This window comes from Chitinophaga sp. GbtcB8, assembly GCF_019091455.1.
GTDB lineage: Bacteria > Bacteroidota > Bacteroidia > Chitinophagales > Chitinophagaceae > Chitinophaga.
This window is the reverse complement of the sequence record NZ_JAGXJN010000006.1, coordinates 204,395-223,102: the sequence shown is the minus strand read 5'-3', so window position 1 is coordinate 223,102 and position 18,708 is coordinate 204,395. Positions and strand designations below refer to the sequence as shown.

Here is an 18,708-nt window from a genome sequence, read left to right as displayed (position 1 = left end):
TAGAAATTAAAATGTAACATTTAAACCAAACAGTATCGATTTATTCGGTGGGGTATCTACGCCTAAGGTACCTGCAGACTCGGGATCTATACCATGGAACCGGTTATGCAAGGGTGAGAATAGGATGATGGCATCATTGAAGCTGCTATAAACCCGGAGGGACTGTAAATGCATTTTGCTGATCAGATAAGGCGGCAGCGTATAGCCCAGGTTGATGGTCCTTATTTTAAGGTAAGAGGCGTCATAATAACCCAGCAGATCGCCATAGGTGGGCGTGCCTACGTTAAAATTAGGTTTAGGGTACGTGTTTTCATGATTAAAAGGGGTCCAGTAATTGATATCCAGGTTATTCATTTTCCCGTTCAACGCATTTACATTGCTGCCGGGTTGAAGCCAGTAGGCGATCTGTGTGCCCCCTACGCGGTAAGTAGCTACCATGGTCAGGTCAATACCACGATAACTAAAGCGGTTGGTAAAACCACCGAAAAACTTTGGCTGGCGTGAGCCGACAATGGTGCGGTCGTTTGAGTTGATGACACCATCCCCATTCAGGTCAGCTACCTTTATAGTACCGATCACAGAACCTGATCCCACCATCGTTAAATTAAGCTTCCGGGCCAGGGCTGAATCGGCTGCAGTATTTTGCCAGATGCCTGATCTTACATAGTTATACAGCGCATTAATAGGCGCCCCAACAAACCGGTTATTGCCAATGTCCTGCGTTACGCCATTTTGCAGCGCAGTAATTTTATTGCGGTTAAAGGTGATGTTAAAATTGGTTGTCCAGCCAAAATCTTTCCGGTCAACCGCCCTGATATTGGTTGAAGCGATATTGATCTCCAGCCCTTTATTTTCTGTTTTACCCACGTTGGCAAGGAACTGTGAGGTGTAACCTGTTGTAATAGGCAGGTTTTGCGGAAGTATAAGATTGCTGGTGCGTTGCTGATAAGCGTCAACAGAACCGCTAATGCGGTCGTTGAACAGGCTGAAGTCCAGGCCTAAATTCAAGGTTGCAGTATACTCCCAGCCCAGTTTGGGGTTAGGAACGTTATTGGGATAAGTGCCGGTAACGTTTGTTGAGCCATAATTGTAATTGATGGATGCCAGCCCGCCAAGTGTTTGATAGGGGCTTACAGCGGCATTTCCTACCGAGCCATAACCGGCACGCAATTTCAGGCCTGATATCACCCGGATGTTCTTCATGAAATCTTCCTGGGTGATATTCCAGCCAACAGCTGCGGATGGGAAGAGATGATACTTATTCCCCGGCGCCAGCGTAGAGGAGCCATCAGATCTCATGGTGAGGGTTAACAGGTATTTGCTCATATAGTCATAGTTAATACGTCCCATGAACGATACGATGTTAAACTTCGAGTAACTGCCTGATCCATTGAGATTGGCGCCTAATGCCGGGTTAAAATACTGGATATAATCTGCAAGGATATTGTTGTAGCTAAAGCTGGTAGAGGCTTTATAGTCATCCTGGTAGCTAAACAGGCCGGTGGCTGTTATGTGATGATTTTCAGCAAACGTGTTTTCATACACCAGCAGATTTTCCAGCGTATAATCGTGATAGTCATAATTGGTATTTTTAGCAGTGGAAGGGCCGCTCAGGTTCTGATAGGTGGCGCTGCCATAAAACTCGCCGTAGGTTTCCGGCGTAATTTCTATGCCCCCGTTAAAACGGTATTTAAGGTGCGGCGTGATCTGTGCTTCCGCATAGGCGGTTGTAAAAGTGTTATACCTGGAGCGGTTCTGAACAACCGCGCCCTTCACCAGATTGGCCAGGGGATTATATGTTAAAGAGCCGCCGCCCGGGAATGGAATAAGATTGCCTTTGTCGTCATAAGGCACGGTAAGCGGGCTGGATGTAAGCGCCTGGGCCACCGGGTTAATGCTTTCCCCATTGATCTTACTCACGGTATTCAGCGAGCTTACGCCGATCCTGAAGATCTTGCCCAACTGCTGGTCAATACTTACTTTGACGGTATAACGCCTGAATGACTGACCGGGAAACACGCCGGTTTCATTATAATAACCAGCGGAAACCGCATATTTTGTTGATTGTGTACCACCGGACACGCCCAGCTGATGATTGGTTTTAAAGCCGTTCTTAAAGATCAGCTTTTGCCAGTCGGTAGCAGTTCCGTTCTTTATACCGGCTAATTCAGCCGGCAGGAAAGTGATACCATCTGTATAGAATCTGGGATCATCTATTCCATTATAAGGGTTAGGTGCGCCAATGACGTTCGGATTGTTTGCATTATAGTTGCCCCATTTTTTGTAGGTTTCATAAGCTTTGGTGTCCATCACATCATAGTGGCCAAGCGGGCTTACCACGCCGGCATAACTGCTGTAAGTGACTACAGGCGCGCCTGTTTTACCCCGTTTGGTAGTAATAAGTATTACGCCGTTTGCGCCCCTTGAACCATAAATAGCGGTTGCTGATGCATCTTTTAATATTTGTACAGCCACTACATCATCCTGGTTAAGGTCATTAATGTAATTGCCATTGTACGGTATACCATCCACCACATAAAGCACATCGTTGGCTGCACCCAAAGAACGCTGGCCCCTGACAGAGATAGATGGCGTGGCGCCCGGATGGCTGTTGCCGCCGGCTTTTTGTATATCAATGCCTGGCGCCTGGCTTTGCAGGGCGCTTACCAGGTTACTTGCCGGTACGCTTTTTATAGCTTCTTCATTTATAGATGCAATGGAGCCGGTTACATCCGCTTTCTTTTGTGAGCCATAACCCACCACAATCACCTCACTCAAAGCTGAGCGCTTTTCAGCTAAGGTTACATTGATCACTGTCTGATCATTTACCGCTACTTCCTGGCTTACAAAACCAAGAGAGCGGAATACCAGGACCGCAGATCTATCCGGCACTGAAATACTATACTTACCATTCGCATCTGTAATGGCGCCGGTGGCAGCGCCTTTAACGGTTACCGATGCACCGGGAACAGGCTGGCCTTTACTGTCATTTACCTGACCGGTTATTGTGATGGCGGCCCGGGGAGCGGCAGGCGTTTCCCGTTCTGAAGTTCTGCGGCTGATGACCACATTATTCTGCGTGATCACGTATACTACAGGCTGGTCTTTGAAACATTGATCCAGCACTGCTTTTAACGATGCATTAGTGGTAGTTATTGAAACTTTCCTGGCATCTTCCAACGCACTGGGATTATATAAAAAGTTAAAGCCGGTTTGCAGTCTTATCTGGGTAAATATTTCTTCGAGGGATGCATTCTTAACATTCAGATTAATGGATTGAGCGTATGTTGCCGCTCTCGCCTGCAAAACTGTTGCAAGCAATAGAACTATCGTAAGTTTCATAACTAGGAATATTTAAACCGCGCACAGGACACCCGCCTGCACACATGTGCATTAGAAATTCACAAATAAATGTTAGGCTTAATTAATTAGCTGGCGAGTTAATTTGATGGCATAATGGTTACCCTCCTTCCCTCAATTTTAAATTTTAAGCTTTTGGTTAATTCAATTGTCTTTAACAGATCTTCCAGTTTTTCATAACGGGACACTGTTCCCCCCAGGCGCTGCTTCAGCACATCGCCCTGATAGCTGACGTCCACGTCATACCAGCGTGCAATGGTTCTCATAACGCTTTCGATGCCCTCATTTTTAAAGAGGAAATAGCCATTTTTCCAGGCAATGGCATCGTTAGGATCTACCTGATTGATGTTGAACTCCTTGTTAACCCCTAAAATTGCCTGCTGTCCCGGTTTAAGTAATAGGTGGCTGTTATTGGAAGAGAGCTTAACAGAGCCTTCCAGTAAAGTAGTTTGTATGGTTGGTTCATCTGCATAGGCATTCACATTAAAGCTTGTTCCCAGCACTTCCACCTCAGCATCTTTCATCTTTACCCTGAATGGCTGAGCCGCATTGGCTGTTACTTCAAAATAAGCTTCTCCGGTTATCTCCACGAGCCTTTCCGGGCCCGTAAAGGCGGTTGGATAACGTAACGTGGATGCCGCGTTTAACCACACCTGCGTGCCATCCGGGAGTGTGATCCGGAACTGGCCGCCTCTTGGAGTGCTTAGTATATTATACTGAACAGCAGCGGCCGTGCTCTGAGCTTCATACTTTAGTTGGCCACCCTGTTGATGAATAGCCGTTGCGCCCTGCCGGATCACCTGGCTGCCGGTGCTGTCCAAAGTCACTTTGGACCCATCTGATAAGGTCAGGATAGCCTTGTGTGTGCCGGGCATCACATTGGTGACAGGCTGTTGTGTCAGGGGCCGCGTGGCCGGCCGCTGCAACCATAAATATGCTCCGGCCACCAGCGCAAGTACCGCGGCCGCCACCGCCCATTGATACCTTCTCCGGGGCCTGATGGTATAAACAGGCGCCACTTCCTGATCCAGCCGCTGCCGGATCAGTTGCCTGATCCCTTCATCCGGCGTTCCTTCATAGGCCCGCGCCACCAGCTCATCGTAGATCGTCCCGTCCAGCAGCTGCACACAGGCCAGGTCTTCCAGCGCGGCCGTTAGCTGCCGGCGTTCGTCCGGTGTAATCCTGTCATCCAGGTATTTTTCCAATAGCTCCTTGAATTCGTCGGTGTGCATATAGTATAAAGACGCGCAAGCGTCAAAAGAGGGTTGCTCTCTTTAAAAAAAAATTTGGAACAGCAGCCGCAGCGCATGCCGTATAAAGGTCCGTACCTGCGCCAGGGCCTTTACCATATGGCCTTTCACTGTTTCCCGGGAAATTCCCAGCCGCGCTGCAATCTCCTCATACTTTAACCCCTCATGCCGGCTCAGCTCAAAAACCGCCCGGCGCTGTGGCGGCATCTGTTCTACCACTGTTTGCACCAGCTCCTGGAGCTGTTTGGCAGACAGCTGCTCATCGGCCGGGGAATCAGCTGCCGTTTGCAGCTGCTCCATACTGTCCGGGATCGGGATCAGCAGCTTCTTTCTAAATTCACTTAGGATCCTGTTCTTGGCCATCGTGTACAAATAATGCTCCGGCCGTTCTATGTCTGAGAGGGTTTTGCGGTTCTTCCAAATGGTCAGAAATACTTCCTGTACCACATCCTGGGCCTTATGAGAGTCTTTCAGGTAAGCCATAGCCTGTCCATACAGGTTATTCCAATACCTATCCACCAGGCGGGTAAAGGCATCATGATCCCCGTTAGCAATCTGTTGGAAAATATCTTTCTCTGTATGTAGGAAACTGTCAGACAATATAGCGCGAGCTTTGACCGCGCTAAAAATAGAAAAAAAATTTTCTACGGCTAAAAATACCGGCGAACCGGAATAAGCGTGGCGGGGTAGAACCGGGAGATAAGCGCTCCCGGTTCTTTAATATATTAAAGCGCCTGGGGCACCTTTACAACTTTGGGCTGGCCGGCAGTTACATAGGCAGCCATTTTAGGGATCATATGGCTCAGGCATACGCCTATATTAAATGCAGCAGTAAAGTTCTGTGCAGCTGTTTTTACATTTCCCTTTCCATCTTTCCCATCTACATCATCAGCAAAATGCCCTTCCCTGTCCGTAATACCGGACATGAAAATAAAAGGTGCATCACATAACAGCCGTATTACGCCATGCGTGGTTTCTACGGAGCCTACCGGGTTCTTGTTGCCGGTGTTAGCCAATGCCTGCAGGCCCGCTGTATCAGAGGTGGCATAATCCGCATAGTTTGTGATATTCACCACACTTACGCCAACATAGTCTTTGTTGCTCATTACCTCAATATTTGGGGATGGATTGAGGTAGGGCTTTAATAACCCCGACTCTATTGCGCTGACAGTAGCTGCATCTAATAGTTTAAAGAAGTCGGGAGCAATAGCAGAGGGCAGCACCTTCTCAAAATGGGCAGGATCGTCCCATTTACTTTGCGGGTTTTCGCCGTTAGGATGAAAATTGTGGATAAAGATGTTGCTGCCCACGGTTACGCAGCCATTGTTATTACTATTATCCAGTCCCAGCGCAGCCGTTCCCATGGCGACTACCAGGTCAGGCGGTTCCTGCCGGTAAGCCAGCACCTTGGGAAGGCTGGCATGTTTGCCCTGTGAGCTGGAGGGGTTCCACTGCGGGTCCATGATGTCCTGGATACACCATAGTTCCACAGTAACCTGGGAAAAATTATCCCACACGGCCCTGGGTTCAGCAGCTCCCTGCTTAAGGGTCCAGGGATAGTTTAACTTGCTGGGATTGGGCAGCGCCTGCGGACGGATAGTGCTATTCAGCAGGGCATTCAGGATGGGTTCAACTTCCCATGATTTGTTACCAATTAATACAATACGTTTCATAATGAAGGTTTGAGGGTGAAGAGTGGTTTTTTGAGTGATAGGATATGTTCACAATGACAATTAGCAGGTTAATAACAGCCGGAAAAAGCAAAAGGTTTAAAAAATTAGGCGAAATTGCAGCACGGCACTATATTTACTTCTTCTGAGACGCAACACCAGCTGCCAGCAAGATCCCTGTTGATGTGGACAGGCCGGTTAAATAGTAAGATCATGAAGAAAATAGCAGTTGTTCTTTTACTGGCATTTATTTCGTGCCAATCATCCAAACAGCCAAAACTAACGGTAGCCGTTGCTGCAAATATGCAATATACTATAGAGGCCCTGGTAACGGAATACAATAAAACAGACCAAACAAAAATTGATGTTGTGCTGGGTGCATCCGGTAAGCTTACACAGCAGATCATGCACGATGCGCCTTTTGATATTTTTGTGTCTGCCGATACAAAATTCCCTCAGACATTGGCTGATGCTCATTTCGCACTTGAACCGCCCCGGGTATATGCCCAGGGAGTGCTTGTGCTGTGGAGCGTCCGGCCTGAGATCCAGCCTGCAGCCGATCTGGGGCTCTTGCAGGATACCGTCATCAAAAGCATTGCTATTGCTAATCCCCAGACGGCTCCTTATGGCAGCGCAGCACAGTCCCTGCTGAAAAAGTATGATCTGTACAACAGGGTTTCGTCTAAACTGGTAACCGGGGAAAGCATTACCCAAACGAGCCAGTTTATTGCTACGCAAAGTGCAGACATAGGTTTCACGGCAAAATCAATTGTGGTTTCAAAAGAGATGAAAGATAAGGGCAAATGGGTGGAGCTTAACGCCGGCGATTATCCACCGATCGAACAGGCGGCTGTACTTTTAAAAAATGCCCGGGGCGACCATGAGGCTGCAGCGAGAAAGTTCTACAACTTTCTTTGTTCACCAACAGCAAAAGCTATTTATAAACAATCAGGATATTTAGTAAAATGATAAAGTTTGATCCTATATGGCTCACCTTAAAACTGGCGTTCGGCACAACGCTTATCCTGTTCATTGTAGCTGTGCCCCTTGCCAACTGGCTTTCCGGGAAAAGGAATATTTTTAAAACAGTCATTGAGGCCATTGTAAGCATGCCCCTGGTTTTGCCCCCTACAGTAATAGGCTTTTATTTGTTGCTGGCATTCAGCCCCGCAAACGGCTTTGGCAAATGGCTGGAACAATGGCTAAACGTACGGCTGGTATTTTCATTCGGCGGCCTGTTAATAGCATCGGTTATTTACAGCCTGCCTTTTATGGTACACCCTATCAGGTCCGGGCTGTCCTCATTACCCCCCAGCTTAAAAGAGGCCGCTTATTCCCTGGGAAAAACCAAATGGCAAACATTGCTCAAAGTGTTGCTGCCGAATATCAAACCATCGTTGCTTACCGCCATTGTATTATCGTTTGCCCATACTGTTGGTGAATTTGGTGTGGTACTGATGATAGGAGGCAACATGCCTGGAAAAACACGGACCGCCTCTATTGCCATCTACGATGAAGTGGAAACATTCAATTATTATAACGCCAACGTATATGCGGGTATTTTACTGGTCCTGTCGTTTACTACCTTATTGATCCTATATTCATTCAACCGCAAAACGCAGCAGCAGGGATTTTATTAACCATTGGATAACGACAGAAAAGTTATGATCGAGTTCTCTTTAAATAAAACGTTACATACCGCCGAAGGTGAAATGCAATTAAACGTAAGCGCACGGATCGAGAGCGGGAAATTCGTTAGTTTATATGGGGCATCCGGTTCCGGCAAAACCTCCCTCCTGCGGATGCTGGCCGGATTTATGAAACCGGAGAACGGATATATAAAAGTAAATGAGACCGTATGGTTTGACGGTGCAAAAAAGATCAATGCCGAACCCCAGCACCGGAAAATTGGTTTTGTATTCCAGGATTATGCGTTGTTCCCAAATATGAATGTGCGGGAAAACATTTCATTTGCATTGAAAAAAAATGAATCAAAAGAAATTGTTGATGAATTACTGGAGCTGAGCGGATTATCGAATCTGGCTGCCAGAAAGATCCAGGCACTTTCCGGCGGGCAGCAGCAACGTGTTGCACTGGCAAGGGCCATTGTAAAAAAACCGTCTGTATTACTGCTGGACGAGCCGTTGTCTGCTGTTGATAGCGGCATGCGCGCTCAATTACAGGGTACTCTGGCTGAAATGCACAAACGCTTTGGATTAACGACCATCCTGGTAAGCCATAACAGCGACGAGATCATCAGGCTTTCAGATACCGTTTTCCATCTTGGAAATGGGAAGTTCCAGCAACTGGCTGCACCGGCAGCTTTTTTCCTGCACTCATTTACCCCCGGAACTTTGACAGGCACTATTGTGGCCATTGAAGACAATGGTAATGCTGTTGTGCTGATCGATGATCGTATGATAAGGATAGATGTATCTGTTAAAAAGCTCCAGATCAATGATAAGGTTGAAATTACCTGTGATCCTGCAGGGGTTTCTATAATAAGATCATAGCCTCCGGTCTTTTTCGTCCTTTACATATTCCAAAATCTCACCCGGCTGGCAGTCTAATGCTTTACAAATTGCGTCTAATGTGCTAAAACGAATTGCTTTTGCCTTCCCTGTCTTTAAGATAGAAAGGTTAGATAATGACAAATCAACTCTTTCAGAAAGTTCATTTAGAGAAATTTTTCGCTTTGCCATCATCACGTCTAAGTTTACAATAATTGGCATAGCTTAAATTGTTAAGTCATTTTCAGATTTCATATCTATGGCATTCTGCAATATTTTTTCAAATATTGCCGCAGCAGTTGCAACTACAACAGTAACAAAAGTAGTCACGATACATATGGCAAGAAAACCCGCAGGATCGTCCTCCTTATTATGGGCTATCCTTATGTATAGTCCTGCTATCACAATTAAAACACTTATTACGATCGCACAATACTTTATGCTCTTTAAAGCCTTAACAGCGTCTGATGAGAATACTTTATTTTGTCCGATATATCCAAGTAATCTGAACGCCTTGTATAACGCAACAAAAAAAGCGATGGATGCTGCGTATCCATATAAGATGAACGGGTTAAAGTAAATGCTAAACAGGTCTAAGTTTGCGGCTCTTCCTTCGGTTAAGGGAAACCGGATCAAAATAGCAAGTGCCACAATGCCAATAAGCACGACGACTGCCTGAAGAAATACTATTGAAATTCTTTTCATAATGATTTATGAATTTTAGATCATGCTGCAAACATAATAAATATTTATTGATAAACAATAAATATTTAGCGATTTTAGAAATTTTCGGGGAAATAGATGTCTTGTCTTGTCAAACTGATTTACAAATTCATCATTTGAATTCCGGCTGTGAGATGCGTTGATTTTGACTTTACTATTCAGTAAATTGCCTGAATAAGCAAACCAATAAATTATGATCTCCCGGCAATGGACTGGTATCACTCCCGAAGAAAAAGCACCTGTATATATTGCTCATCTTCAAAACGATACCTTTCCCAAATTATCCTCTATGAAAGGCTTCATAAAAGCATCCATACTGAAAAGAAAAGTTCCGGAAGGTGTAGAATTCATGATCATTACCGAATGGGAATCGCTGGAGGCCATCCAACAATTTGCAGGCGCTGATCCTGAAGTAGCAGTGGTGCCACAGACAGTGCAGGAGATAATGATCCGTTATGATAAAGCGGTGAAACACTACGAAATAGCCGGCTAGCAAAAGCGCCTGCGCTTATCAGGATCTTTTCTTTAGATCTTTTAATACATACTCAACCCATTCCTTTTCAGGCATATTAAGCTTCACATCAGGCGTAAAACCTGTATCATCAATCGGGTTTTCATCGGTCCAGCTTGATTTTGAAACGGGGATCATTAATATGAACTGCTTATGTGGAAGCGGAGTTGTTGTCCCGGGCCCTTCATAATCCATCATACCAACGCTGTTTATACCATATCTCACTGTTTTCCTGCTTTGCGCCATCAGCTTAAAAAAGTACTCCGCAGAGCTTCCACAGAGATCATCGGTGATGAGCGCTACTTTTGAAGGGTTCTGTAATACGCTGTCAACCGGAATGGTTAATCCGGGTACCGCGTAAAAAGCTTTTTTTGTTACGGGTAATTCCTCATATGTTTTTTTAAGCTGTGCAACAAAGGGATCAGGAAAGTATTTCTTTGCTTCTGCAGGAACCGGGTTTTTAACAAAATACTCCAGCTCTCCCCTTTTCAGCTTCACATTATCAGGTGAAACCCTCAGTAAGGGAACATCCTGTTTTATTGGATCTGTCATCACATAAGGCAAAAGAAAGCTCCAGCCTGAATTACCACCGCCGTTCCCTCGCAGATCTATCACCAGGTATTTACTATTTCTGATCTCCTTATCATGAGCAGAGATCAGCTTCTCAACTTTGCTGTCGTTATTAAAAAAAGTGGGGATCTTAACCAATGCGGTTTCCTTATCGGGCATTTGAAAATCCAACCCGTTATTATTATCCCGCCATTTGTTCAGCTCTGCCTTTTCCGCCGTGGTCATGGCTGTTGGGCCAACCTTTCCATAAAGCGCGAAATTCCATAATTGCAATAATCCGCCTCTTTGTTTTGCGTACATATCTACGCTATTGAACACGTTATATTGTTTGAGCAAAAAACCTTTCTTATGGGGTGTCAAAGAAAAATACACGAGCCCTTTCTTTAGCTTTTCATCCTTTGCTTTTACGATGATGGCTTTATACTCATTTCCCGGAAACTTTTTGATCCTGAGCCAGACCGTGCTGTCAGGATTTACCCACATCCCTTCTACAGCATCAGCATTGCCGCTTATGGCATCATCCTCAACCATCTCCAGATCAGGATCATCCGCGTTCATGTACGCAAACGAAAAGTGCTTGTCCTTAAAAAAACGTACATAGTCCCTGATCAGGTAAAAACAACGCTTCGCATCAGTCTCCGAAGCTGCCTTAGCCTGAAGATTTCCGACAAGCGTATGATAGCCGGCATTTACTTTTGTAGGAAAACCAGCATAGTTTTCCTCCGTTTTCTTAATTGTTTCATTGAGATTTGCGAGACAATCACAAGATCTTCCCTGGCCGGAAGCCAGGAAGGGCATGGTAAAAACAGCAAATAAGATGATCAGCTTTACTTTCATAAAAATAGAATATTGAGTTCACACGGGTTTACCACCGGATATTATGCTCTATATAGCTGATCAGGTCTTTTGCCATGGCTTCCTGCTCACGCTTAGCCGGATGCCCCGGCGTATCCTTATAAGGAAAATAATGTGTGCTGATCGCCGGGTCGTGAAGGTTGTCCACTGCTTTGGATATATACCCGGTCCAGGCTGAACCCTTCTTTGTTGCATCCATATTTCCCAAGGCACATATGATCTGAGCCTGGGGATACCGGACCCGGATACTTTTCACAAATTTTTGGTACGCTGCAACAATTTGATCGGCTGTTGGCCGGCTGCTGCCAAAACGGTGAATAAATTCAGGGTGTTGCGGCTGGTTTATTAACCACGAATCATTCTGAAAAAGATTTATGACTACCACATCCGGTTTGAACTGACTGAAGTTCCACTTACTTTTTTCATCAGTCGCATCCAGGCGGTCAAACATTTCCGGCATAATGAGCGGAAACCAGCTAACCAGCACACCAATACCGCTTTTAGCTATACAGCTATACTCTGCGTTGAAATGGCGGGCAGTTATTGCGGCATAACTCAGGTAATGATCTTCAAAAGGCGCAGTGCTCCGGTCCTGTCCCGTGGTGTCCAGCACTGCATATCCGCAGGTAATGGAATTACCATAGAACTCGATCTTTCGCTTTTTAGCCGCAGGCGCCGGGCCGATAGTGGTATGGGGGGCCAGCTCAAACTGGTAGAACCAGGTTTTACCAAAGCTCCATTCCGTACGTTTAAATAAGGTTAACCGGTGTTTGCCTGCCGGCAAACCTGATACCAGCGTATAGATATGCTTTGATGAATCAAGCTGCAGATCAGGCAATAAGCTGTCATCTACAATAACCTTAAAGTAATTAGTCCCAAACTGGTCCTTCAGCAGGGCTTTTACCCCGGTGCCGCTGAAATTTATGCTAATGGAATTACCGGGCCAGCTTAATTCAGCTGCATCCTGTTTAAAAGCCATCCGGCCCATATAATGAATATGCGGATCGCTGCTTTTTACAACGGTTTGTGCTGTGCAGCTCTGCAAGATTAACAAGAACAGGTGAACAACTAAGAATATTCTCATCAATTAAAATGTTTATACAGTCCGGTAAAAATATATTAAAACAGTCATAAATTTTTACCGGTTCAGGTTTATTGCCTGCCATATAAACGTGCTAACAAAAACGGCTGCAGTTCGTGCAGCCGTTTTTTATTGAAGATCCTACTGTAACCGCAGGCGGTAGCTAAACCGCGCAGGCGCTGCATGCACCACATAGGGAGGCAGCGGACGCGGTCCGCATGAATTGGAGCCTACGCCCAGCGTATACCGGCTAATACACAGCACTGTGCCCCGCGACACCGGCAGGTCTATCCTGTATTCTGTTTTTTCCAGATCGTCATCACTGTAGGGCAAGGCAGATACCTGCAGCAGGGCTGTATCCTGCTGCACGGTAAGGGAAGCACCCAGGGAGCTGTTCAGCTTTGCCCAGCGTATGTCTTCATGATTACCACACTCCATTGGTTTTTCGTAAGGTGTAAGCTGTTCTTTCACCGTGCTGTGATAAACACCTACATCAAAACCACTCTTCCGGTCAGCATAGTTTTCCATAGGCCCGCGGCCAAAGTAGCTGAATTTGTCCATATCTTTTGCCAGGAATAGCCGTACACCCAGGCGGGCCAGCACCAGATCCGGGTTGCTGAAAACAACGCTGTTATCTGCCAGCAGGCTGCCATCGCCATGGATGGTATATACAACGGTATGATGCACAGTAAAGTGTTGCCTGCCCGTTCCTGTGAGAAACGCAGTGATCTGCACCGTGCCTGGCGCAGGCTGTACAAGACTAATACTGTCTGCCGACCATTGCAGGTGTTTCAGGCCATATTTTTCCCATCCCTCATTAGCCCACATATCATCATTGCGGTGCGGTGCACGCCACAGGTGCAGCAGCGGGCCGCCGCTTGCCTGCAGCAGCTGCCGGCCATTCACTGCCATGCTGCTGAAAGTGCCGGTATGCCTGTTAAACACCAGCGAAAAATGCCGGCCGCTGATCTTTATACTGCTGTCAGCATCTGTGAGCTGCAAAGGGAGATCAGCCGCAGCCGGCGCTGGTGGCTGCACACCGGCAACAGGCAGCGCCAGCTGCTGTGCGGCCACCTCAAAACCTTTGGGTGCCCATAGCTGGTTTTGCAGGGTGGTAAAGGAAAGCCGTAAAAAGTATTCGGCCCCGGGTTCCGGCTGGCCCAGGTGATAAGGCACTTTTACTGTTCTTTCTGCGCCCGGCTCCAATTGGCCTATGGCAAGGCGGCCGCTGTCTGTTAGCTTCCCGTTCTCTGATAAGGTCCACTTGCAGGCAAAGGAATCCAGGTTAATAAACTGGTAACGGTTTTTAATGGTCACCATACCGTTTGCCAGATCCGTACCCTGTATACCTATCCACTGGTAAGCATGTTTTAATTCCGGATAGTGTGGTTTTTCTGAACGGTTAGAAGCTACTACGCCTTTATGTATAAAATAATGATCATTCGGGTACTCCCCAAAACCGCCGCCAAAGGCCAGTATGGGGTGTTTGGGATCACGCCGGTTCCACAGCCCCTGATCTTGCCATTCCCAGATGCAGCCCCCCAGCAGCGAAGGGTATTTGTCGAAAAGGTTGTTATAATCATCTACCGCGCCCATGGAGTTGAACATGGCATGCGCATATTCACACAGGTAAAAGGGTTTAGTATAACCGTTATCGTTAGCCAGCTTTTCTACCTCTCCGGGTGAGGTGTACATGCGGCTGTCAATATCAGCCGGGTTATCTTTATCAATGCCAAATCCTTCATAGTGTGTAAACCGTGTGGAGTCAATGTCACGGATGGCCTGCAATGCTGCGCGGAAGTTAGAGCCTCCCCTGCCGCATTCATTACCTAAAGACCAGATAATAACAGACGGGTGATTTTTAAAATTCTCTACATTGGCCACATTGCGGTCTATGATGGCGGCCTTTATACGCGGCTCTTCGTCAAAATCGCCCATGGCGCCGTGGCATTCCACATTTGCCTCTGCCAGCACGTAAATACCGTATTCATCACACAGCTCATACCAGCGGGGATCATCTGAGTAATGGCAGGTGCGTACGTGGTTGCAATTAGCCTGTTTGATCAGTATCAGATCCCGTATCATCTGCGCTTCTGTAACGGCATGGCCCACCTCAGGCCAGTGCTCGTGCCTGTTAACGCCTTTGAGCTTTACCGGAACACCGTTCACCAGGAACTGGCGGCCTTTAATGGCAAGGTTGCGGAAGCCGGTACGTGCCGACAGGATCTCTTCTGTCCTGTTCCCGTTTTTCAGGGTCAGCACGGTAGTATACAGCCGGGGTGTTTCTGCTGTCCATTGCTGCGGGTGCTGTACAGGCACCGTAGTGTTTACAATGGTTTCCTGGCCGGGTTCTAATGCCGGCACAGGAACCTGGCCGCTGCTTCCTTTTACGGGCAGCTGGCCGTTGTACAGATCAACCGTAAGCTGCCGGGCCGGTACTGCGCTGCTGCCATAGTTCTTTATTTTGGCGGTTACCTGTAAGGCTGCATCACGGTACTGCCCATCCAGCTCTGCATGTACGGCAAAATCCCGTATATGCGTTACCGGGCTGCTCCAAAGGCTAACGTTGCGGAAAATGCCACTCAAGCGCCACATATCCTGGACTTCCAGGTAACTGCCGGTGGTAAAGCGGTATACTTCCACTGCAATCATGTTATTACCTGACTGCACAAAAGAGGTAATGTCAAAATCCGCTGCGTTACGGCTGTTTACGCTGTAGCCTACCTTGCGGCCGTTCACCCACAGGAAAAAGCCGGCATCCACCCCATCAAATGTAATAAAGATGCGGCGGCCCTTCCAGCCGGCCGGCACCACAAAATTGCGCCGGTAGCTGCCTACGGGGTTACGCTCTTTGTAAGTGGTGTATTTTTCAGGCGGTGTGCTCATTACACGCGGAAAGTCCTTTTTGAAAAGAAAGGTAAAGTTGGTGTAGGCCGGTGTGCCATATCCTTCTACCTGCCAGTTGGAAGGTACTTTGATCTCTTTCCAGCCTGAAACATCATAACCGGGTTTATAAAAATCTACCGGCCGCTGTTGCGGCCACGCTACCCAGTTAAACTTCCACATGCCGTTAAGGCTCATGTTAAAGGAAGAGGCATGCAGGTTGGCTCGTAATGCTTCCTTCAGATCACCATAAGGCATTAAGGTGGCATGCGCCGGCTGCTTGTTAACGCCCAGGCATTGCGGGTCTTCTATTTCATGCGGAACGGGTGCGTTGCCACTGCTGTCTGTATCAAAGCCAGTTCTATTCGCATATGCCGCCAGCTGCAGCGCCAGGCCGGCGGCCAGTAACCAGGTAATTTTGTTCATTCGCATTGCTATTCTGCAGGTGTTTTATTTTAGCTGAGAAAATTAACATTTAAAAGGCATTCAACTCCGCCAGGTGTGTATAAGTGGCGTTATAGGCGGATAAGATATTCACCCGGAAGTATCTGGCATCCCTGAAACCGGAGAGGAACTGCTTTTGCAGGTCTTTGGTATTCTGCAGGGTAAAGGAGCCGGCCGGCTCCCAGTTGAGATTGTCTATGCTGGTTTCTACTGTCACTGACTGCGGCTTACCGTCATTATCACTTTGGCGGTCCAGGAAAGATAACCCGTGCAGGGTTTTCACGGCGCCCATATCAACCGTAATATAATGGGGCGGGCCAGGACTGCCGCCCTGCCACTGGGTATGCCAGTAGGTAGCATTATTATTGTCAATGGCAAAAATTGCCCGGCCATTATCCGCTCCTTCCCCGTTGGCTTCCTGTGATGAAAAGCCTGTGATGCTCCATGCCGACCTGTCAAAATCGGGATAATCCGCCAGGTCAGGCTGCACCCTGATAACGAAGTACACTGTACGCAGCTGCTCATTTACCGTTATGGTTGATTTTACAATGCTTATTGGCAGCAGGTAGTCTTTAAGTGCGGCAATGCCATCAGCACCGCTGGTTTTAACAGCCAGCTCCAGCGGTGGTGTGCTGAGCTGCCCGCGGGGTATTATTGCGCTGGTTTCACTGAGCGTGTAACCGTGCTCCGGCAAAAGCGTATATGCGGTATTGTTAGCCCGGTTAAAGCTGTCCACCAGCGCGGGGTTCACGCTAAAGGTTACGGGTATATCTGCCTGCGGATAACCGGCCCCGCCATAATCCGCGCCGTAAATGATCACCTGGGCGCTGTCTGTGATCGCTAAAACACGGCTTACCGGGTTATTAACAGCTGCCGGCATATATACTTTTATGTAATTAGCCAGGGGCTGATCAGGCAGGTCGTATTTGTTCTTACAGGCGGCCAGCAAAAGCAGGCTGGCAATAATAACATACAGCGCGCGGAATTTATTGAAAGACATATTTTTCATTTTTTAGAGCGTTCAAAACTATTGATACAACATTACCAACCCGGATTCTGCACTACCAGGCGGCCCCTGTCCAGCTCATACTGGCTAATGGGGAACCAGTAGCTGCCGGGCAGCCACAGGTGTTTTACGGCCACTATCCGCTGGTAAAAGCTATTGTTGTCCTGGTTAATGTTCATGCCATGCAGGTCGCCCATTACCTGCGGCGCTATTTTCCAGCGGCGTATATCAAACCAGCGGTGGTATTCGAAGGCCAGCTCCACCCTTCTCTCTGCACGGATCTTAGTACGCATCTCAGCCTGGCCTGCCGGTACCTGCAGGGGATTATCACCGGCGCCATACTGCGGAATACCGGCGCGCTCCCGTACCAAGTTCAGGTATTTAAGTATACCGGCATTGCCGGGGTCATACTCGTTCAGCGCTTCGGCATAGTCCAGGTATATTTCTCCCAGGCGGAACAACACCAGCGGCCTGTTTTGATGCTGGCCATTACCGCCGGAGCCGGCGTTGGTTTGCGGGCCTACATTTTTGCGGATGAGGTAACCTGTTTTAGACCAATCCGTAGGATGCCCGTTCTTGCCATTGGGGCCGGAAATAAAAAATGATACCGGCGCCGGCGCGCTCATATTACCGCCCTGAAAAATGCTGTTGTTGTAAGTAATAGCGGCATAAAAGCGGGGCTCCCGGTTTATGTACATATTGAACACCTGCACGCCATTTACATCCGTAAAACCTGTTTCAGAATACAGGGAAGATTCCCGGATAGAACGGCCGTCTTTCATAAAATAAGCATCAACCTGCTCCTGCGTGGTCGCAATACCGCACCAGCCCCCTGCCTGGCGGGGCATGGAGTTTACATCCCAGTCCCACAGGCTATTATCTTTACGCACAAAGATCTGCTCGTTGTTCCAGGGCTCCATCAACGCGCCCTGCACGGACTTAACAGGATCTCCGCCCGGATCTTTATACAGCGAGTAAAGGTTAAGGTCTATAACTGCTTTAGCAGCATCGGCTGCACGCTGCCATTTTTCCTGGTTATAACTTTGGGAAATGAGGGCGGTACCATCTGCATTCCGGAAACCTGCCATCTCCGTATTGCCGTTATAAAGCGGACTGGCGGCATACAGCAGCAGCCTTGCCTTTACCGCCAGGGCCATGCCTTTGGTGGCGCGGCCGTATTCGCGGTCGGAGTTAAGGCCATTGCTCTGTGGTGTCAGGGGCAGCACTGCAGCAGCTTTATCCAGCTCTGTTACCACAAAATCAACGCAATTATCAAATGGGCTGCGCGGCAGCTGCATGTCTGCGGCCGGCGCATCCGGCGGCGTAAGCGTATCGCTTACAAGCACTACCGGCCCGTACTGCCGCATCAGCAGAAAGTAATAATAAGCACGCAGGAAACGGGCTTCTGCCTTGTACTGGTCAATCAGCTGCTGGCCGTTCAAAGAACGTATCTCCTCATTTTCATCAATATGGGCAATGAAATATCCGGCAGAGCGGATACCGTTATAATAGTAGCCCCATTTCTCAAACAGGTTATTACCTGCGCTGATGTTGCCGATGTTAAGATTGTAAATGGTATATTTTGACCAGGTAATATCTCCTTCATCGCTGTTGCCCAGCCATGGCCAGCCATCCCATTGATTGGATTCATCATCCACATAACTGTACACATTGGCAAGGTATTGTTCGGAGGTGGCTTTTTTATGGAACACCTCTTCTATTGTAATACGGTCATCCGGCACCTGGTCCAGGTATTTTTTGCAGGCAAAGCTGCAGCTTACCATCACGAATAACAGGATGCTCCGGTAAATCAGGTTTTTGTTCATTGTCAGTAGATCTTTGATT

Annotated in this window: 15 protein-coding genes; 4 read left to right on the top strand and 11 right to left on the bottom strand. The window is 47.6% G+C overall.

Going from position 1 to position 18,708, the window contains the following annotated elements; translation table 11 throughout:
* Nucleotides 1-6: 6 nt before the first annotated feature.
* The 4 genes from KVT36_RS09170 to KVT36_RS09155 all read right to left on the bottom strand — a co-directional run bounded on the left by KVT36_RS09170 (nt 7) and on the right by KVT36_RS09155 (nt 6,283).
* A complete protein-coding gene (locus tag KVT36_RS09170; protein WP_217603192.1) occupies nt 7-3,342 on the bottom strand; it encodes a TonB-dependent receptor in 3,336 nt (1,111 codons plus the stop codon).
* 98 nt (nt 3,343-3,440) lie between these two features.
* Nucleotides 3,441-4,592, bottom strand: coding sequence for a FecR domain-containing protein (locus KVT36_RS09165; RefSeq protein WP_217603191.1), 1,152 nt, complete (start codon nt 4,590-4,592; stop codon nt 3,441-3,443).
* A gap of 42 nt (nt 4,593-4,634) precedes the next feature.
* Nucleotides 4,635-5,210 carry an RNA polymerase sigma factor gene (locus tag KVT36_RS09160; RefSeq protein WP_217603190.1) on the bottom strand — a complete coding sequence of 192 codons (576 nt, stop codon included), beginning with the start codon at nt 5,208-5,210 and terminating at the stop codon, nt 4,635-4,637.
* 125 nt (nt 5,211-5,335) lie between these two features.
* Complete coding sequence (locus tag KVT36_RS09155; protein WP_217603189.1) at nt 5,336-6,283, bottom strand: hypothetical protein; 948 nt, start codon at nt 6,281-6,283, stop codon at nt 5,336-5,338.
* Between the two features lie 210 nt (nt 6,284-6,493).
* Between KVT36_RS09155 and modA the strand changes: the two genes are divergently transcribed.
* The 3 genes from modA to KVT36_RS09140 are packed head-to-tail and all read left to right on the top strand — an operon-like array spanning nt 6,494 to nt 8,793.
* Nucleotides 6,494-7,249 (top strand): molybdate ABC transporter substrate-binding protein, encoded by a 756-nt coding sequence (modA, locus tag KVT36_RS09150; protein ID WP_217603188.1) that lies wholly within the window; start codon nt 6,494-6,496, stop codon nt 7,247-7,249.
* Nucleotides 7,246-7,920 (top strand): molybdate ABC transporter permease subunit, encoded by a 675-nt coding sequence (gene modB, locus KVT36_RS09145; RefSeq protein WP_217603187.1) that lies wholly within the window; start codon nt 7,246-7,248, stop codon nt 7,918-7,920. Before modA ends, modB begins: the two co-directional genes overlap by 4 nt.
* A gap of 24 nt (nt 7,921-7,944) precedes the next feature.
* On the top strand, nt 7,945-8,793 hold the full coding sequence (locus KVT36_RS09140; RefSeq protein WP_217603186.1) for an ABC transporter ATP-binding protein: 849 nt from the start codon (nt 7,945-7,947) through the stop codon (nt 8,791-8,793).
* On the opposite strand, the gene KVT36_RS09135 is transcribed toward KVT36_RS09140, so the two are convergent.
* Together KVT36_RS09135 and KVT36_RS09130 are read right to left on the bottom strand one after the other, a co-directional pair.
* Nucleotides 8,788-9,012, bottom strand: a complete 225-nt coding sequence (locus tag KVT36_RS09135) for a helix-turn-helix transcriptional regulator (protein WP_217603185.1) — start codon at nt 9,010-9,012, stop codon at nt 8,788-8,790. The genes KVT36_RS09140 and KVT36_RS09135 overlap by 6 nt on opposite strands.
* A gap of 3 nt (nt 9,013-9,015) precedes the next feature.
* Complete coding sequence (locus KVT36_RS09130; protein ID WP_217603184.1) at nt 9,016-9,495, bottom strand: DUF2975 domain-containing protein; 480 nt, start codon at nt 9,493-9,495, stop codon at nt 9,016-9,018.
* A gap of 211 nt (nt 9,496-9,706) precedes the next feature.
* On the opposite strand from KVT36_RS09130, the gene KVT36_RS09125 reads away from it, so the two are divergent.
* Nucleotides 9,707-10,006, top strand: coding sequence for an antibiotic biosynthesis monooxygenase (locus KVT36_RS09125; protein ID WP_256449953.1), 300 nt, complete (start codon nt 9,707-9,709; stop codon nt 10,004-10,006).
* 18 nt (nt 10,007-10,024) lie between these two features.
* Here KVT36_RS09125 and KVT36_RS09120 read toward each other — a convergent pair whose 3' ends face one another.
* From KVT36_RS09120 to KVT36_RS09100, 5 genes are all read right to left on the bottom strand, one after another.
* Complete coding sequence (locus KVT36_RS09120; RefSeq protein ID WP_217603182.1) at nt 10,025-11,431, bottom strand: S41 family peptidase; 1,407 nt, start codon at nt 11,429-11,431, stop codon at nt 10,025-10,027.
* Nucleotides 11,432-11,459: 28 nt separating this feature from the next.
* Nucleotides 11,460-12,494, bottom strand: coding sequence for an SGNH/GDSL hydrolase family protein (locus KVT36_RS09115; protein WP_217603181.1), 1,035 nt, complete (start codon nt 12,492-12,494; stop codon nt 11,460-11,462).
* A gap of 177 nt (nt 12,495-12,671) precedes the next feature.
* Nucleotides 12,672-15,845 (bottom strand): glycoside hydrolase family 2 TIM barrel-domain containing protein, encoded by a 3,174-nt coding sequence (locus KVT36_RS09110; RefSeq protein WP_254639918.1) that lies wholly within the window; start codon nt 15,843-15,845, stop codon nt 12,672-12,674.
* Nucleotides 15,846-15,888: 43 nt separating this feature from the next.
* Nucleotides 15,889-16,857, bottom strand: coding sequence for a discoidin domain-containing protein (locus KVT36_RS09105; protein WP_217603180.1), 969 nt, complete (start codon nt 16,855-16,857; stop codon nt 15,889-15,891).
* Between the two features lie 41 nt (nt 16,858-16,898).
* On the bottom strand, nt 16,899-18,689 hold the full coding sequence (locus KVT36_RS09100) for a RagB/SusD family nutrient uptake outer membrane protein (RefSeq protein ID WP_217603179.1): 1,791 nt from the start codon (nt 18,687-18,689) through the stop codon (nt 16,899-16,901).
* Nucleotides 18,690-18,708: the final 19 nt, after the last annotated feature.

Excerpts from the sequence above, each read along its gene's own strand:
- KVT36_RS09170 (WP_217603192.1), bottom strand. The coding sequence starts at position 3,342 with ATGAAACTTACGATAGTTCTATTGCTTGCAACAGTTTTGCAGGCGAGA.
- KVT36_RS09165 (WP_217603191.1), bottom strand. The coding sequence starts at position 4,592 with ATGCACACCGACGAATTCAAGGAGCTATTGGAAAAATACCTGGATGAC.
- KVT36_RS09155 (WP_217603189.1), bottom strand. The coding sequence starts at position 6,283 with ATGAAACGTATTGTATTAATTGGTAACAAATCATGGGAAGTTGAACCC.
- modA (WP_217603188.1), top strand. The coding sequence starts at position 6,494 with ATGAAGAAAATAGCAGTTGTTCTTTTACTGGCATTTATTTCGTGCCAA.
- modB (WP_217603187.1), top strand. The coding sequence starts at position 7,246 with ATGATAAAGTTTGATCCTATATGGCTCACCTTAAAACTGGCGTTCGGC.
- KVT36_RS09140 (WP_217603186.1), top strand. The coding sequence starts at position 7,945 with ATGATCGAGTTCTCTTTAAATAAAACGTTACATACCGCCGAAGGTGAA.
- KVT36_RS09135 (WP_217603185.1), bottom strand. The coding sequence starts at position 9,012 with ATGCCAATTATTGTAAACTTAGACGTGATGATGGCAAAGCGAAAAATT.
- KVT36_RS09130 (WP_217603184.1), bottom strand. The coding sequence starts at position 9,495 with ATGAAAAGAATTTCAATAGTATTTCTTCAGGCAGTCGTCGTGCTTATT.
- KVT36_RS09125 (WP_256449953.1), top strand. The coding sequence starts at position 9,707 with ATGATCTCCCGGCAATGGACTGGTATCACTCCCGAAGAAAAAGCACCT.
- KVT36_RS09120 (WP_217603182.1), bottom strand. The coding sequence starts at position 11,431 with ATGAAAGTAAAGCTGATCATCTTATTTGCTGTTTTTACCATGCCCTTC.
- KVT36_RS09110 (WP_254639918.1), bottom strand. The coding sequence starts at position 15,845 with ATGCGAATGAACAAAATTACCTGGTTACTGGCCGCCGGCCTGGCGCTG.
- KVT36_RS09105 (WP_217603180.1), bottom strand. The coding sequence starts at position 16,857 with ATGTCTTTCAATAAATTCCGCGCGCTGTATGTTATTATTGCCAGCCTG.
- KVT36_RS09100 (WP_217603179.1), bottom strand. The coding sequence starts at position 18,689 with ATGAACAAAAACCTGATTTACCGGAGCATCCTGTTATTCGTGATGGTA.